Below are 12133 nucleotides of genomic sequence, written 5' to 3'. Positions count from 1 at the left end.
TAAAATTAAACAATAGAAATCCTAGGCACTTCTTTGAAAAGAGCCAGATTTATTCAATTGTATAAAATCAAATACGGTAAACGCAATAGTAGATGTAGAGTAAAGTATTCCGGATCGGAATGCTTGTTAGTACATCTGAAAAGGAGGAGTTTTTTATTTGGGGAAGTTCGTACCCAAATACAATTTTAAAAAAATGGAAAGGCAAGGCAATTCCCGAATATTTTAAAACAGGATTATCAGTAGACGTTTTTTGAGCCTTTTCGGTTATTTTTACCAGCTTGGTTTCATGCTTGCAGCAGTTCTTAAGTATTTTTCCATCTTTTCGGGCACATTTGCTGCACGGTTGCCCTTCTTTATTTTTAGCAAAAAAGTAAGTCTCCTGTTGAATTCCTTTACAAATATGAATGTTCTTGGTAAAGCCACTGGACAATACCAAATAAAAGAAAGAGAGGAATAGGATAAATGCTTTTTTCATATCAGAGCACAAAGGTCGTTCTCTTCTTTAAAGCGGTTGTTGTATAATTTTGGGAGAGATTTGTAAAATTTACTAAGATCACAAGAAAGAAGCTTGCCGCGAATTGCACGAATTTTCACGAATTAAATTTTAAAAATGATCACTTTAATTCATTTAATCTGTGGTAAAAAAAAGAATGGCCACAGATTAAAAGGATTTTTTTTCTGTTTCGTACTTGCTATTCAATGATTTAGTTTGAAGTAAAACAAAACAATTCGTGAAAATTTGTGTAATTCGTGTTAAACTTTTTTCTGATCTTTAGCAATTATGGTGTCAGATAGAAATTTAAAAGAGGACTTAAATCCAAATAGTGCAATTGTTGCGGAACATTTAGAATCGGTTTTCGAACCAAAGACTCATTAGTCAGGTAATAATGTAACCCATCCGGAGTTGCTATTCCTTCTATTTGATGAAAACGTAATTTTAAATTAATCTTCCTTTTATTTCCACTGGAGAAAAGATGATCTTTAAAATCGTATAAAAGATATAAAAAGGTTTTTCCTGTTTTTGAATAACCACAAAGCACAATCAGTTTTTTGGATTCCAAATAAGTGGCACCAGTTACTAAGCCCTCTGTATTGATAGTTTCTTGGTATTGGGCAATATGATTTCCTGGTTTGTTTGGCAATGCATAAATGCTGGTTTTAGAAGAACTCCATTCCTTGGTAAACAAATAAATACTGTCTTTGGATACAATAAAGGCCTCACAATCAAAATTGGTTGTGTTACCTTTCTTAGCTGTGAAATCGTTTTGGCCGGAATAGGAAAAAGAAATAGTATCTATAATTGGACTTTCTTCTAAAAGGGACTTTTTTGCTATTTTCAAAATATGCAGATCGGTTCGGTTTCCGCGCAAGTTATTCCCGAAATCGCCTACGTACATATGTGTACTATCTTGCGAAATCTCTTCCCAGTCCTGATTAACGACGTGGTTAAGAAGAATTTTTTTTCTGATTTTTCCCAGAGAATCTAATCCATAAACGGTGGTATCATGATCGTCATTGTGGGTCCATAACAGGTTACCAAAAGCAATCAGGCCGGAAGTTTCTTTTAAAGAATCGCTTAATTTAATCGAGTATTCCGGTTTTATCTTTAAGTTGTGATATAAACAACTTCCGTCATTTAATGTGGCGGACGGATTGTAATTTTGAGAAAACGGATCTGTACAACCCGAAATTTGACCATATGTTGACGATAGGGTTAAAAGAAATAGTGAAATTGTTTTTATCATTGCGTAAACGTTACGATCAGGTCAGTTAAAAGTAAAAAAAAATAATTTAAGAGACTGATTTTAGATTGTCAGTTAACATAAGAAGTAGAAGTTTTTTGTGGTTCTTGCATTAAAACAGTGTTTTACTGAACTGAAATTAGGTCAGATTTTTTCTAATTATGCGGGATGAATTATTATTTATAAACTAAAACTATGCGGATATTAACTCATTGTAATTTTAGATGCCTTTATTCTGTAATTTCGGATTAGATTTGTGCTATCAATTTAGAGCATGTTTTTTGAAAGAGTTGATAAAAATCAAATTGCTTGTAGGATCGAATTCGGAAAGGAGTAAGTAAAGTAAAAGAGATAGCCGATGAGAGTAAGAAACTTTTTGGTAAGAACCGTACAATTGGACAGCTCATTCTCAAGTGGTTTCATTTTATAGCTGTAATGCGGTTTCGATTTGTATTACAATTAAACAGATTATTATAATTAACATCTTGAATTGTATAATTAAAATAGTACTTTGCGTAAGTAAAATTTTATTAAGTTTAGATTCAAAACGATTAAGCTTGGTTCCCCAAATATGACAATTTCACAGAAGCTCTCCAATTACCGTATCTCCCGTTATTTCAAACTTTTGTTTGTTTGTTTTGATATTTTATTATTAAATGCAGCGATTAATCTTTCAGCCTTGGCGAGGTTTGGAAATCTACAGGAGCTTTCTTCAAAAGAAGAGAGAGCAGTTATGTTACTAATGAATTTAATCTGGATTGGTTTGTTGCTTTACAGAGATTCATACCGAATGGTGCGAATTGAGCGCATCGAATCAATATTACGAAGAACTATAAATAAAATCCTTATTCATGCTGCGATTGTTTCGATTTTTGTTGTTTTTTTAAAATACGAAGACGTTTCAAGACTTAGGCTGCTGTTCTTTTATTTGTTTTTCTTTTTTATCATTATGATATTTAGGTATATAATTATGAAAATTCTAAAGAAAATAAGAGCCAACGGCTATAATTTTCAAAAGGTGATTATTGTTGGAGCTAACGATACCGGAGAAAGAATGCGTAAAATACTGGCCAAGGATTTAACCTATGGCTATCGTTTTTTAGGCTTTTTTGATGATAAAACAGCAGTTTCTCCAAATATATCAGGCCCATTTTTAGGAGAATTTGACGGAATTCAGGACTTTATCGACAGAGAGAAGATTGATGAGATGTATGTGGCGCTTCATATCGATAAAGTCGAAGTAATCAATAGACTCATTAAAATTTGTGATCAGAATATGATTCGAATCAAGTTCATACCTGATTTTCAATTGTACACTAAATCAAGTAAGGTTGAGGTTGTTTTTTATGAAAACACACCTGTTCTGATGTTTCGGCCTGAACCTTTAGAATTTGCTTCAAACAGACTTGTTAAGAAGATATTTGATATTTGTTTTTCGCTGGCTGTTATTTTACTGATTTTCCCATGGCTTGTGCCAATAGTAGCGCTGATTATTAAAATAGAATCGCCGGGGCCGGTTTTTTTTAAACAGGAACGATCGGGGAGAGACAATCAAAGTTTTATGTGTTTTAAATTCAGAAGCATGTATGTCAATGATTTGGCACATGACAAACAAGCAGGCAAAGGAGACAGCAGGATTACCCGATTTGGTTCTTTTATTCGGAAAACAAGTGTCGACGAATTACCACAGTTTTTTAATGTCTTTTTAGGAGATATGTCTGTCGTAGGACCAAGACCGCATATGGTAAATCTCGCAAAAGAATACAGCGAGTTGATAAATAATTATTTGGTAAGACAATATGCAAAACCCGGGATAACAGGTTGGGCGCAGGTTAATGGTTATCGTGGTGAAACAAAAGAACTCATCGATATGGAAAACCGGGTTGAGTATGATATTTGGTATATCGAAAACTGGAGTTTGCTATTGGATATGAAAATTATTGTCAGAACTATTATCAATGTTTTTAGTGGAGAAGAGAACGCTTATTAAATAATTCTAGTTGCTAGTTGCTAGTTGTGAAAAGTGAAAAGTGAAAAGTGAAATGCAAGTCTGAGTAATGATAAATTTTGTTTATAGAAACAAAACTTAATGAATGGCTTACTTTCCCATCTCACATTTCACATTTTACTATCTGAATTATTAGAAACGAAAAAAATGATTGTTCGAAATAATTTCGGTTAAACCGGTAATGTTGCGCACTTTTACTTTGTTATAAAATTCCTTAAGATGGGTATGATGGTGCACATCTGACCCTACAAAATCATACATTCCTTTTTTTAGCAACTCTTCGGTAATTTGGGTAACCTGAGGACCGTAATAGCCAACTGTAGCCAGTAAATTCAATTGGAATAGGCAACCGGTTTTTTTTAGCTTTTCGTACTCAGCAAAATTTTTATGATAATACGAATATCTTTCAGGATGTGCCAGAACAGGGATGTAACCGGCAACCTGTAAATCAAATAGCGTTTTGTGTAATTGTATCGGTGGGTTTATATAGGATATCTCAACCAATACATAATTGTCCTTTAAGGTAAGTAGTTTTTCAGTTTTAAAATGATTCTCAAACCAATCATCCATAAAATATTCCGCAGCAGCCCGAAATGGAATTTTAACGTTGCTATCTTCTAATACAAGTGCCGTTTCTTTTTGCTTTGTACTAATTGTCTGAGACGAATTATCCCAAAAATGACGTTTGATATGTGGCGTTGTAATAAATTGCGAAATTCCAATTTCCTGAAAACCCTTGGTAAGGGCTGTAGTTTCGGCTATCGTTTTTGCGCCATCATCGATTCCCGGCAGTAAATGGGAATGAATATCGACATAATTTTCGGAGAGAAGATCTTTAAGAAGCGGTTTTGATTTAAAAAATGATAACATGCGGCAAAAGTAAAAAAAAGATGTGTTTGCAGAGAATTTGTTAAATAGAATTTTAGCATCCAAAATTAAGCGGGTAATCTAAGTTATCATTTTAGAATTATATTATATTTGGCGGTGTTAAAAGTGCAATAATTTATGAAAATAAAAGAAAATTTATACAATCAAAGGATTATTTCGATAGATGCTTTACGTGGAATCACCATTTTTGTGATGATTTTTGTTAATGAGCTGGCAAGTGTAAAAAATGTCCCGCAATGGATGAAACATATGCCCGCAGATGCAGATGCGATGACTTTTGTAGATGTTGTTTTTCCTGCTTTTCTTTTTATTGTGGGAATGTCGATTCCTTTTGCTTTTAACGCGCGATTATTAAAAGGAGATAGTTCTAAAACAATTTGGACGCATACTTTAAAAAGAGCAGTGGCTCTAATTATTATCGGTGTTTATATGGTCAATGCCAGCGACGGTTATGATGCTGCAAAAATGATTATAACTCCTGCTTTTTGGGGACTTTTGGCCTTTCTAATGCCTATTCCGATTTGGAATAAGTATGGTAAAGATTTTCCGCTATGGCTAAAAAATACATTGCAATATGGTGGAATGGCAGTATTAGTAGCTCTTTATTTTCTATACGTTCAGACTACCGGAGCAATAGGTATAACACCACAATGGTGGGGAATTTTGGGATTAATCGGCTGGGCGTATCTGTTTACAGTGGTGTATTATTGGTTGGTTTCAGGGAAATTAGGAGCAATGATTTTGTTTTTGATTGTTTGTGTTGTAGCCAATTCAATGAATTTAATGCAAGGATCTGTAATTCAGAATAATTCGTGGCTTAGTTTTATTGCAGGACATTTAACACATGCTTCGTTAGTAGCTGCAGGTGTAGTGATCTCGTTATTGTTTTTTGATCGAAAAGTGGCGCCAAAAGTAAATTGGGCTGTAATTGGTTTTGCTGTTTTGTTTTTTATAACAGCTTATTTGTTAAGACCTTATTTCGGGATCTCAAAAATAAAAGGAACACCATCCTGGACTCTGTTTTCGGCAACAATTTGTACAGTACTGTTTTATTTTCTTTATTGGCTAATGGAAATTAAAAAACAAACCAAATGGAGTAATTTCTTTATGCCTGCCGCCGCAAATCCCTTGTTGATTTATATTTTACCCGGCGTTATCTATTATTTCAATTTAGCCTTTAATCTTCACATAATTCCCGACTATTTCCGTGAAGGCATTCTCGGAATTATCTGGTCGTTAGTTTTTTCCACAATCATGTTGTTGGTTATGAAAATCTGCAATAGATATAAGATTCAGTTGCACCTGTAGTAAGAAATTCCAAGTTATAAATTCCAAATTCCAATTCAATACTGAATGTCACACTGAGGGAAGCCGAAGGAATGTCATCCTGAGCGAAGCCGAAGGAAAATTCGCAAAAAAAAACAGAAACTGATAACTCATAACTCAAAGACCAAAACCCAAAACTTCTCCCTCACCTAATTCGTTTAAACGCAATCGGCCCGCTTCTCTTTTTATTGTCTATGAAAGTACCTTCAAGGGTATTGCCATCTTCAGAAAGTGTTAGGGTGTGGGTGCCTTGTGTTGCCCAGCCTTCAATTGGGAGTGTTACATCAACGGTGTAGGTTATGGTATTTCCGATTCTTTTTCCAATGCCGCTTTCTGTAAATTTTTGCCCTTTCCATTCTAAATAATGAGAGAAAAGGACTTTTCCGTTTTGTTCCGTGATAATGGCAACAGCATGCTGAACGCCTGAGTTTATATCTTCCCAAACACCGTTTATATCTGCATTTTTTGGAATCGTTTTTTCCTGACTGAAGCTGAAATTTGAAAAGACCAGTAAGAAGAATAGAACGAACTGAATTTTGTTTTTCATATTGATTTTAGTTTTGAAATACGACTGATTTTATTTCCAATACTGATCCCGAAACCGGGTTGTAATTCACAAAATTGAATTTACAAAGATTATGTATGTTTAAAAGTTTTCCGTTGGGTAAACCATCTTGCTTAAAATGAGTCCACGGAATTTTCAGGCTTGTAAATTTATTCGGAGAAGCCGGTAAATCAACTCTCGGGTGTGAGCCTCCGTGTACGCAACCTGTTCCTTCTTCGTTTCCTTCTCGGGCCTGAAGTTTAATAAGTTGAGTTGTTTTATAGGTAATACTCACAAATTTAGACTGATCAGATAAATTAGTAGCGCGACCGTCATTTGAATCAGATGGTGTAATCATCACATTCAGTTCAATTTCTCCAACCGGGGAATCTTTAGCGGTTAAGCGAAGAATTCCTTCTTTCTCGCGGATTTGGTTAAGGACTTCCTGACTCTCTTTTACCGGTCCGGCGACATACCAATAATTTAGTTTTACCAAATCGGTAGTACTTTCTTTATTGGTGAAACCGGAAGTAAAAAATAGCAGAATCAGAAATGAAGACAATAAGCGAATCATATTTTTAAAGTGTTTATTTGGCTCAATTATTTTAAAGACACAGATTGAAGCTTTTCCAGCGTTCGGTTAATATTCTATTTTTAGTTTACGCTCAATGAAATGATCTTAAATAACTTATATGGTTTTAAGTAATTCCAAATATACACTTCTGCGCGGGATTGTGAATTAAGTAGAACGAACAAAATAGCAGCAATTTGGTTTTAGATTTTGGAGTCAGTAAAAACGATTGGTCTTTACGATTGGGATTGGCCGAAAATTTCTAACTTTCACAAAAATCTATATTTTATTTTTTTCATGCAATTATCAGTTATTATTCTCAATTATAATGTGCGTTATTTTCTGGAACAATGTGTTTTAAGTGTTCAGAATGCGATTTCAGATCTTGATGCCGAAATTATTGTAATAGATAATAATTCATCAGATGATAGCTGTCAGATGATCAAAGAGCGTTTTCCTACTGTAAAGCTGATTGAAAATAAAGAGAATTTCGGTTTCCCGAAAGGAAATAATATTGGAGTTGCGCAAGCACAAGGAAAATACATTTGTATTCTGAACCCCGATACAGTTGTTGCGGAAGATACTTTTGTTAAAAGCTTAGCTTTCGCCGAAAAACAGTCAAATTTAGGTATTGCAGGTTGTAAATTAATAGACGGAACGGGCGACTACCTGCCCGAAAGTAAACGCGGAATTCCAACACCTTGGGTGGCTTTTACCAAGATTTTTGGGTTGTACAAAGTTTTCCCAAAATGGAGCCTTTTTAATCAGTATTATGCACAACAGATTTCAGAAAATGAAACAGGAAAAGTTGACATTCTGGTGGGGGCATTTATGCTGATGAAAAGAGAATTATACCTTGATTTGGAAGGCTTTGATGAAGATTGTTTTATGTATGCAGACGATATTGATCTTTCGTATCGGGCTTTGTTGAAAGGAAAAGAAAACTACTATTTTCATGAAACAACCGTTTTGCATTACAAAGGCGAGAGTACGGTGAAAGATGAAAAATATATGAAGCGTTTTCAGGAGGCCATGACGTTTTTTTATCAAAAGCATTTTAAGAAATCATTGTTTTTTTCTCTTTTCATAAAAATTGGGATTGTCTTTTTTTCATTTGTTAAAATGTTTCAGGGAAAGTCAAAAGTCAAATCGGGTCCCGAAAGTTATGTTTTGTATTCTTCAGATGTGAAATTGTCTGAAAAATTGTCGGTTATTTTGAAAAATAAAGTCGATATATTCGATTTCAAAAAAGAAAAATTGGTAAATTCGTCCCAGGTTTTGAAGGGTAAAAGTGTGGAGGTTATTTTAGATAATCAGCATGTTTCATTTAGAAATTGTATCAAAATCATAGAAACTATTAAAGATAAGCGTATTACTTTTAAGATTTTCCCCAAAAATGCAAATTTTATTATTGGAAGCAATTCAAGGAATGAAAGGGGGCAAATTATAAAAATCGAGTAAAAAATTATATTAAATGTAATTTATATATAAAATATTCAGTAATTTCGCAATCGGAAAATCAAAATCACCCTTGAGGTTAACAATATGGCAAGATTTGAATTAAAGCTTCCTAAAATGGGAGAAAGTGTAGCCGAAGCAACTATTACAAACTGGTTGAAAGAGGTTGGAGACAAAATTGAAGCTGACGAAGCGGTACTGGAAATAGCAACTGACAAGGTTGATAGCGAGGTGCCGAGTGAAGTAACTGGGATTTTAGTCGAAAAATTATTTGGCAAAGATGATTTAGTTCAGGTAGGACAAGTAATTGCAATTATCGAAACAGAAGGTGGCGCTGAGACAGCATCATCGTTTTTGGTTGATAAAGTTGCTGATGAAGAATCAACTCCTGCTGAAGCGGCTGAAATCGAAAAAACGATTGAAGTAGCTAAAGATGCGGTTGCTGCTCCTCAGGATTTTTCTGCTTCAGAGAAATTCTTTTCCCCACTTGTAAAAAACATTGCAAAAGAAGAAGGTGTTTCTGTTGCTGAACTTGAAAGTATTCAGGGTTCAGGAAAAGACGGACGTGTTACTAAAGAAGATATTCTTAAATATATCAGCGATCGCAAGGCTGGTGCGGTAGCTGCTCCAAAAGCTGTGGTAGAACCGGTTAAAGCGGTTGTAGCTCCAAAAGCTGCAGAGCCTGTGGTTCAAAAAAGTCAGCAAGCAGTTCCGGTTTCTGTAAACGGAGGTGATGAAATCATCGAAATGGACAGAATGCGTAAATTGATTTCAGGTTATATGGTGGCTTCGGTGCAGACTTCGGCTCACGTACAATCGTTTATTGAAGTTGATGTGACGAATATCGTGAAATGGAGAGATAAAGTTAAAGCTGCTTTTGAGAAAAGAGAAGGCGAGAAACTTACTTTTACTCCAATTATGATGGAAGCTGTTGCGAAAGCATTAAAAGATTTCCCGGGAATGAATATCTCAGTTGATGGTGATTATATCATCAAAAAGAAAAATATAAACTTAGGAATGGCTGCGGCTTTACCAAACGGAAATTTAATTGTACCGGTTATTAAAAATGCAGATCAGTTAAATCTTGTTGGAATGGCAAAAGCGGTTAACGATCTTGGTAATCGTGCAAAAGCAGGAAAACTGAAACCGGACGATACACAAGGCGGAACCTATACGGTTACCAATGTGGGGACTTTTGGAAGTGTTTTCGGAACGCCAATTATCAACCAGCCACAAGTTGGAATTTTAGCTCTGGGAGCAATTCGTAAAGTGCCGGCTGTTATTGAAACTCCTGAAGGTGACTTTATCGGAATCCGTCAAAAAATGTTCTTGTCTCACTCTTACGATCATAGAGTTGTAGATGGTGCACTAGGTGGAAGTTTCGTGAAAAGAGTAGCAGAATATTTAGAAGCATTTGATGTAAACAGAGATTTCTAAAATCAGTTGTTTTGATACATATAAAACCCTTTCAACATTTAAACGTTGAAAGGGTTTTTCTTTTGGTTTTAGTGTTAAAGTCAAAGCGGGTATTGGGAACTTTATGAAAAAAAGGGGAGAAATTCAGCTTTAAAAATTATATTTGTAAACTTATAAAATTCAAAAATGGAACTCAAACTCAATAAACCAATTTGCTTTTTCGATCTTGAAACCACAGGTATTGATATTGGAAAAGACAGAATAGTAGAAATTTCAATATTTAAAGTTTTTCCAAACGGAAATAAAGAAAGTAAGACCTGGTTGGTGAATCCTACAATTCCAATTCCGCCTCAAACTACTGCTGTTCATGGTATAACTGATGAGAAGGTTGCTAATGAGCCTACTTTTAAGGAGCTTGCTCCACAGGTTTATGCGATGATTAAAGACAGTGACTTGGGTGGGTTTAATTCAGATCGTTTTGATATTCCGCTATTGGCTGAGGAGTTGCTTCGTGCCGGAGTTGATTTTGATATGAAAAATAAAGTTTCAGTAGACGTACAGACTATTTTTCATAAAATGGAAGAGCGTACTTTAAGTGCTGCATTGAAGTTTTATTGCGGAAAAAGCTTAGAAAATGCCCATTCGGCAGAAGCAGATACCATGGCAACGTACGAAATTTTGAAAGCGCAATTAGATCGTTACCCGGAATTAGAGAACGATATGAAAGTGTTGTCTGAATTTACAACTCGTAAAAAAATTGCCGATTTTGCCGGAATGATTGCTTTTGATAAAGACAATGAAGAGATTTTTACTTTCGGAAAACACAAAGGGGCAAAAGTAGAGAAGGTGTTAGAAACAGAGCCCGGGTATTTCAGTTGGATTCAAAATGCAGATTTCCCGTTATATACCAAAAAGGTTTTAACAGCAATTAAATTAAGAAGATTAAATACTAAATAAGTTTCTAAGGATCTAAGTTTCTGAGCTAGTAAGAATTTGAACTGAAAGCTCAGTATCTTGGCCTTTAGCCTCTCAGGAACTTAGCAACTTAGTAACTTAGCAACTTAGAAAAAAAAAGAATGAAAATCATTTGTATCGGTAGAAATTATACCAATCATATTGAAGAGTTAAAAAACGAAAGACCAACCGAGCCAGTTGTTTTTATGAAGCCCGATTCGGCTGTTTTATTAAAGCAACATCCGTTTGTAATCCCCGAATTTTCTGAGGATATTCATCACGAATTAGAAATAATTGTTAAAATTAATAAAGTAGGGAAGTATATAGAGCCAAAGTTTGCTCATAAATACTACGACGAAATTAGTGTTGGTATCGATTTTACCGCCAGAGATTTACAGGGAAAATTAAAAGAAAAAGGTTTGCCGTGGGAGAAAGCAAAAGCATTTGACGGTTCTGCTGTCATTGGTGAATTTTTGCCCAAAACCGATTTTGTTTCTATGGAAAATCTTACTTTTGAATTAACAAATAATTCTAAGACGGTTCAGAAAGGGAATACAGGCTTTATGCTTTGGAAAATTGATGAGCTGGTTGCGTATGTGTCACAGTATTTTACATTGAAAATTGGCGACATTATTTTTACAGGAACCCCCGAAGGTGTTGCGGCTGTAAAACCCAATGATGTTTTAGAAGGCTTTTTGGAAGATAAAAAACTATTTAGAATACAAGTAAAATAATGGCTTTAAAGTACAACCTTTCGAAAGTTTATGCGCTTTCAGATAACGATCCTGAATTCGTAAACGAGATTCTGAAACTATTTGTTACTGAAGTTCCTGAAGATTTAAAACAAATCAAAGAAGGGATTAAAAAGAAAGATCATAAGTACGCTTATTCTTATGCGCATAAGATAAAACCAACATTAGATTTAATGGGGCTTAATGTGGCGTTTGAAGAAATCCTGCAAGTGGAAGCCTGGACAAAAGCAGAAGGCAAGAAAAAAGAAATCATTGAAACTTTTAAGAGTATCAGAGAACAGGTGAAAGATGCGGTCAAAGAAATTAAAAAAGACTTTGATCTGTAAAATTTTACATTGATCCGGATTTGTCTTTTGTCTGCATGGTTTAGGATTTAAAATCAAGTTAGCTTTTCTGCTTGATTTTTGTTTTTAGAATTTTGCCCTAATCAAGTGTTTCTTTTATTGTGAAAGAGCACTTTTTCTGCTTCTTACG

General features: G+C 34.7%; 12 protein-coding genes. 7 read left to right on the top strand and 5 right to left on the bottom strand.

All coding sequences use genetic code 11. The annotated features are described in order from the left end of the window. Positions 1–67: 67 nt before the first annotated feature. Together G3A47_RS10705 and G3A47_RS10700 are read right to left on the bottom strand one after the other, a co-directional pair. Complete coding sequence (locus G3A47_RS10705) at positions 68–475, bottom strand: HYC_CC_PP family protein (protein ID WP_166922150.1); 408 nt, start codon at positions 473–475, stop codon at positions 68–70. A gap of 304 nt (positions 476–779) precedes the next feature. After that, the gene (locus G3A47_RS10700; protein ID WP_166922149.1) at positions 780–1745 is read right to left on the bottom strand and encodes a T9SS C-terminal target domain-containing protein; all 966 of its coding nucleotides are present in this window, start codon (positions 1743–1745) and stop codon (positions 780–782) included. Between the two features lie 568 nt (positions 1746–2313). Between G3A47_RS10700 and G3A47_RS10695 the strand changes: the two genes are divergently transcribed. After that, positions 2314–3732, top strand: coding sequence for an undecaprenyl-phosphate glucose phosphotransferase (locus G3A47_RS10695; RefSeq protein WP_166922148.1), 1419 nt, complete (start codon positions 2314–2316; stop codon positions 3730–3732). Between the two features lie 150 nt (positions 3733–3882). Here G3A47_RS10695 and G3A47_RS10690 read toward each other — a convergent pair whose 3' ends face one another. Further along, entirely contained in the window at positions 3883–4620 is a 738-nt protein-coding gene (locus tag G3A47_RS10690) for a tyrosine-protein phosphatase (RefSeq protein WP_166922147.1), read from the bottom strand. A 135-nt stretch (positions 4621–4755) separates the two neighbouring features. On the opposite strand from G3A47_RS10690, the gene G3A47_RS10685 reads away from it, so the two are divergent. Next, the gene (locus tag G3A47_RS10685) at positions 4756–5946 is read left to right on the top strand and encodes a DUF5009 domain-containing protein (protein WP_166922146.1); all 1191 of its coding nucleotides are present in this window, start codon (positions 4756–4758) and stop codon (positions 5944–5946) included. 163 nt (positions 5947–6109) lie between these two features. Here G3A47_RS10685 and G3A47_RS10680 read toward each other — a convergent pair whose 3' ends face one another. Together G3A47_RS10680 and G3A47_RS10675 are read right to left on the bottom strand one after the other, a co-directional pair. After that, the gene (locus G3A47_RS10680) at positions 6110–6511 is read right to left on the bottom strand and encodes a hypothetical protein (RefSeq protein WP_166922145.1); all 402 of its coding nucleotides are present in this window, start codon (positions 6509–6511) and stop codon (positions 6110–6112) included. Between the two features lie 7 nt (positions 6512–6518). Beyond that, positions 6519–7082, bottom strand: coding sequence for a hypothetical protein (locus G3A47_RS10675; protein ID WP_166922144.1), 564 nt, complete (start codon positions 7080–7082; stop codon positions 6519–6521). A gap of 294 nt (positions 7083–7376) precedes the next feature. Here G3A47_RS10675 and G3A47_RS10670 point away from each other — a divergent pair, with 294 nt between their 5' ends. From G3A47_RS10670 to G3A47_RS10650, 5 genes are all read left to right on the top strand, one after another. Next, the gene (locus G3A47_RS10670) at positions 7377–8540 is read left to right on the top strand and encodes a glycosyltransferase family 2 protein (RefSeq protein ID WP_166922143.1); all 1164 of its coding nucleotides are present in this window, start codon (positions 7377–7379) and stop codon (positions 8538–8540) included. Between the two features lie 84 nt (positions 8541–8624). Continuing rightward, positions 8625–9974 carry a dihydrolipoamide acetyltransferase family protein gene (locus tag G3A47_RS10665; protein WP_166922142.1) on the top strand — a complete coding sequence of 450 codons (1350 nt, stop codon included), beginning with the start codon at positions 8625–8627 and terminating at the stop codon, positions 9972–9974. 165 nt (positions 9975–10139) lie between these two features. Further along, a complete protein-coding gene (locus tag G3A47_RS10660) occupies positions 10140–10910 on the top strand; it encodes a 3'-5' exonuclease (RefSeq protein ID WP_166922141.1) in 771 nt (256 codons plus the stop codon). Between the two features lie 119 nt (positions 10911–11029). Beyond that, on the top strand, positions 11030–11641 hold the full coding sequence (locus G3A47_RS10655) for a fumarylacetoacetate hydrolase family protein (RefSeq protein ID WP_166922140.1): 612 nt from the start codon (positions 11030–11032) through the stop codon (positions 11639–11641). Then, on the top strand, positions 11641–11985 hold the full coding sequence (locus tag G3A47_RS10650; RefSeq protein ID WP_035690254.1) for an Hpt domain-containing protein: 345 nt from the start codon (positions 11641–11643) through the stop codon (positions 11983–11985). The genes G3A47_RS10655 and G3A47_RS10650 overlap by 1 nt, the downstream gene beginning before the upstream one ends. Positions 11986–12133 lie beyond the last annotated feature (148 nt).

The organism is Flavobacterium poyangense, assembly GCF_011751075.1.
Classification (GTDB): domain Bacteria; phylum Bacteroidota; class Bacteroidia; order Flavobacteriales; family Flavobacteriaceae; genus Flavobacterium; species Flavobacterium poyangense.
The sequence above is the reverse complement of the archived record's forward strand: the minus strand, read 5'-3'. Positions and strand labels throughout refer to the sequence as shown.

Bases quoted from the DNA above. Each gene is read 5' to 3' on its own strand.
- G3A47_RS10685 (WP_166922146.1), top strand. From the start codon at position 4,756: ATGAAAATAAAAGAAAATTTATACAATCAAAGGATTATTTCGATAGAT.
- G3A47_RS10680 (WP_166922145.1), bottom strand. From the start codon at position 6,511: ATGAAAAACAAAATTCAGTTCGTTCTATTCTTCTTACTGGTCTTTTCA.
- G3A47_RS10665 (WP_166922142.1), top strand. From the start codon at position 8,625: ATGGCAAGATTTGAATTAAAGCTTCCTAAAATGGGAGAAAGTGTAGCC.
- G3A47_RS10660 (WP_166922141.1), top strand. From the start codon at position 10,140: ATGGAACTCAAACTCAATAAACCAATTTGCTTTTTCGATCTTGAAACC.
- G3A47_RS10690 (WP_166922147.1), bottom strand. From the start codon at position 4,620: ATGTTATCATTTTTTAAATCAAAACCGCTTCTTAAAGATCTTCTCTCC.
- G3A47_RS10700 (WP_166922149.1), bottom strand. From the start codon at position 1,745: ATGATAAAAACAATTTCACTATTTCTTTTAACCCTATCGTCAACATAT.
- G3A47_RS10650 (WP_035690254.1), top strand. From the start codon at position 11,641: ATGGCTTTAAAGTACAACCTTTCGAAAGTTTATGCGCTTTCAGATAAC.
- G3A47_RS10655 (WP_166922140.1), top strand. From the start codon at position 11,030: ATGAAAATCATTTGTATCGGTAGAAATTATACCAATCATATTGAAGAG.
- G3A47_RS10675 (WP_166922144.1), bottom strand. From the start codon at position 7,082: ATGATTCGCTTATTGTCTTCATTTCTGATTCTGCTATTTTTTACTTCC.
- G3A47_RS10695 (WP_166922148.1), top strand. From the start codon at position 2,314: ATGACAATTTCACAGAAGCTCTCCAATTACCGTATCTCCCGTTATTTC.
- G3A47_RS10705 (WP_166922150.1), bottom strand. From the start codon at position 475: ATGAAAAAAGCATTTATCCTATTCCTCTCTTTCTTTTATTTGGTATTG.
- G3A47_RS10670 (WP_166922143.1), top strand. From the start codon at position 7,377: ATGCAATTATCAGTTATTATTCTCAATTATAATGTGCGTTATTTTCTG.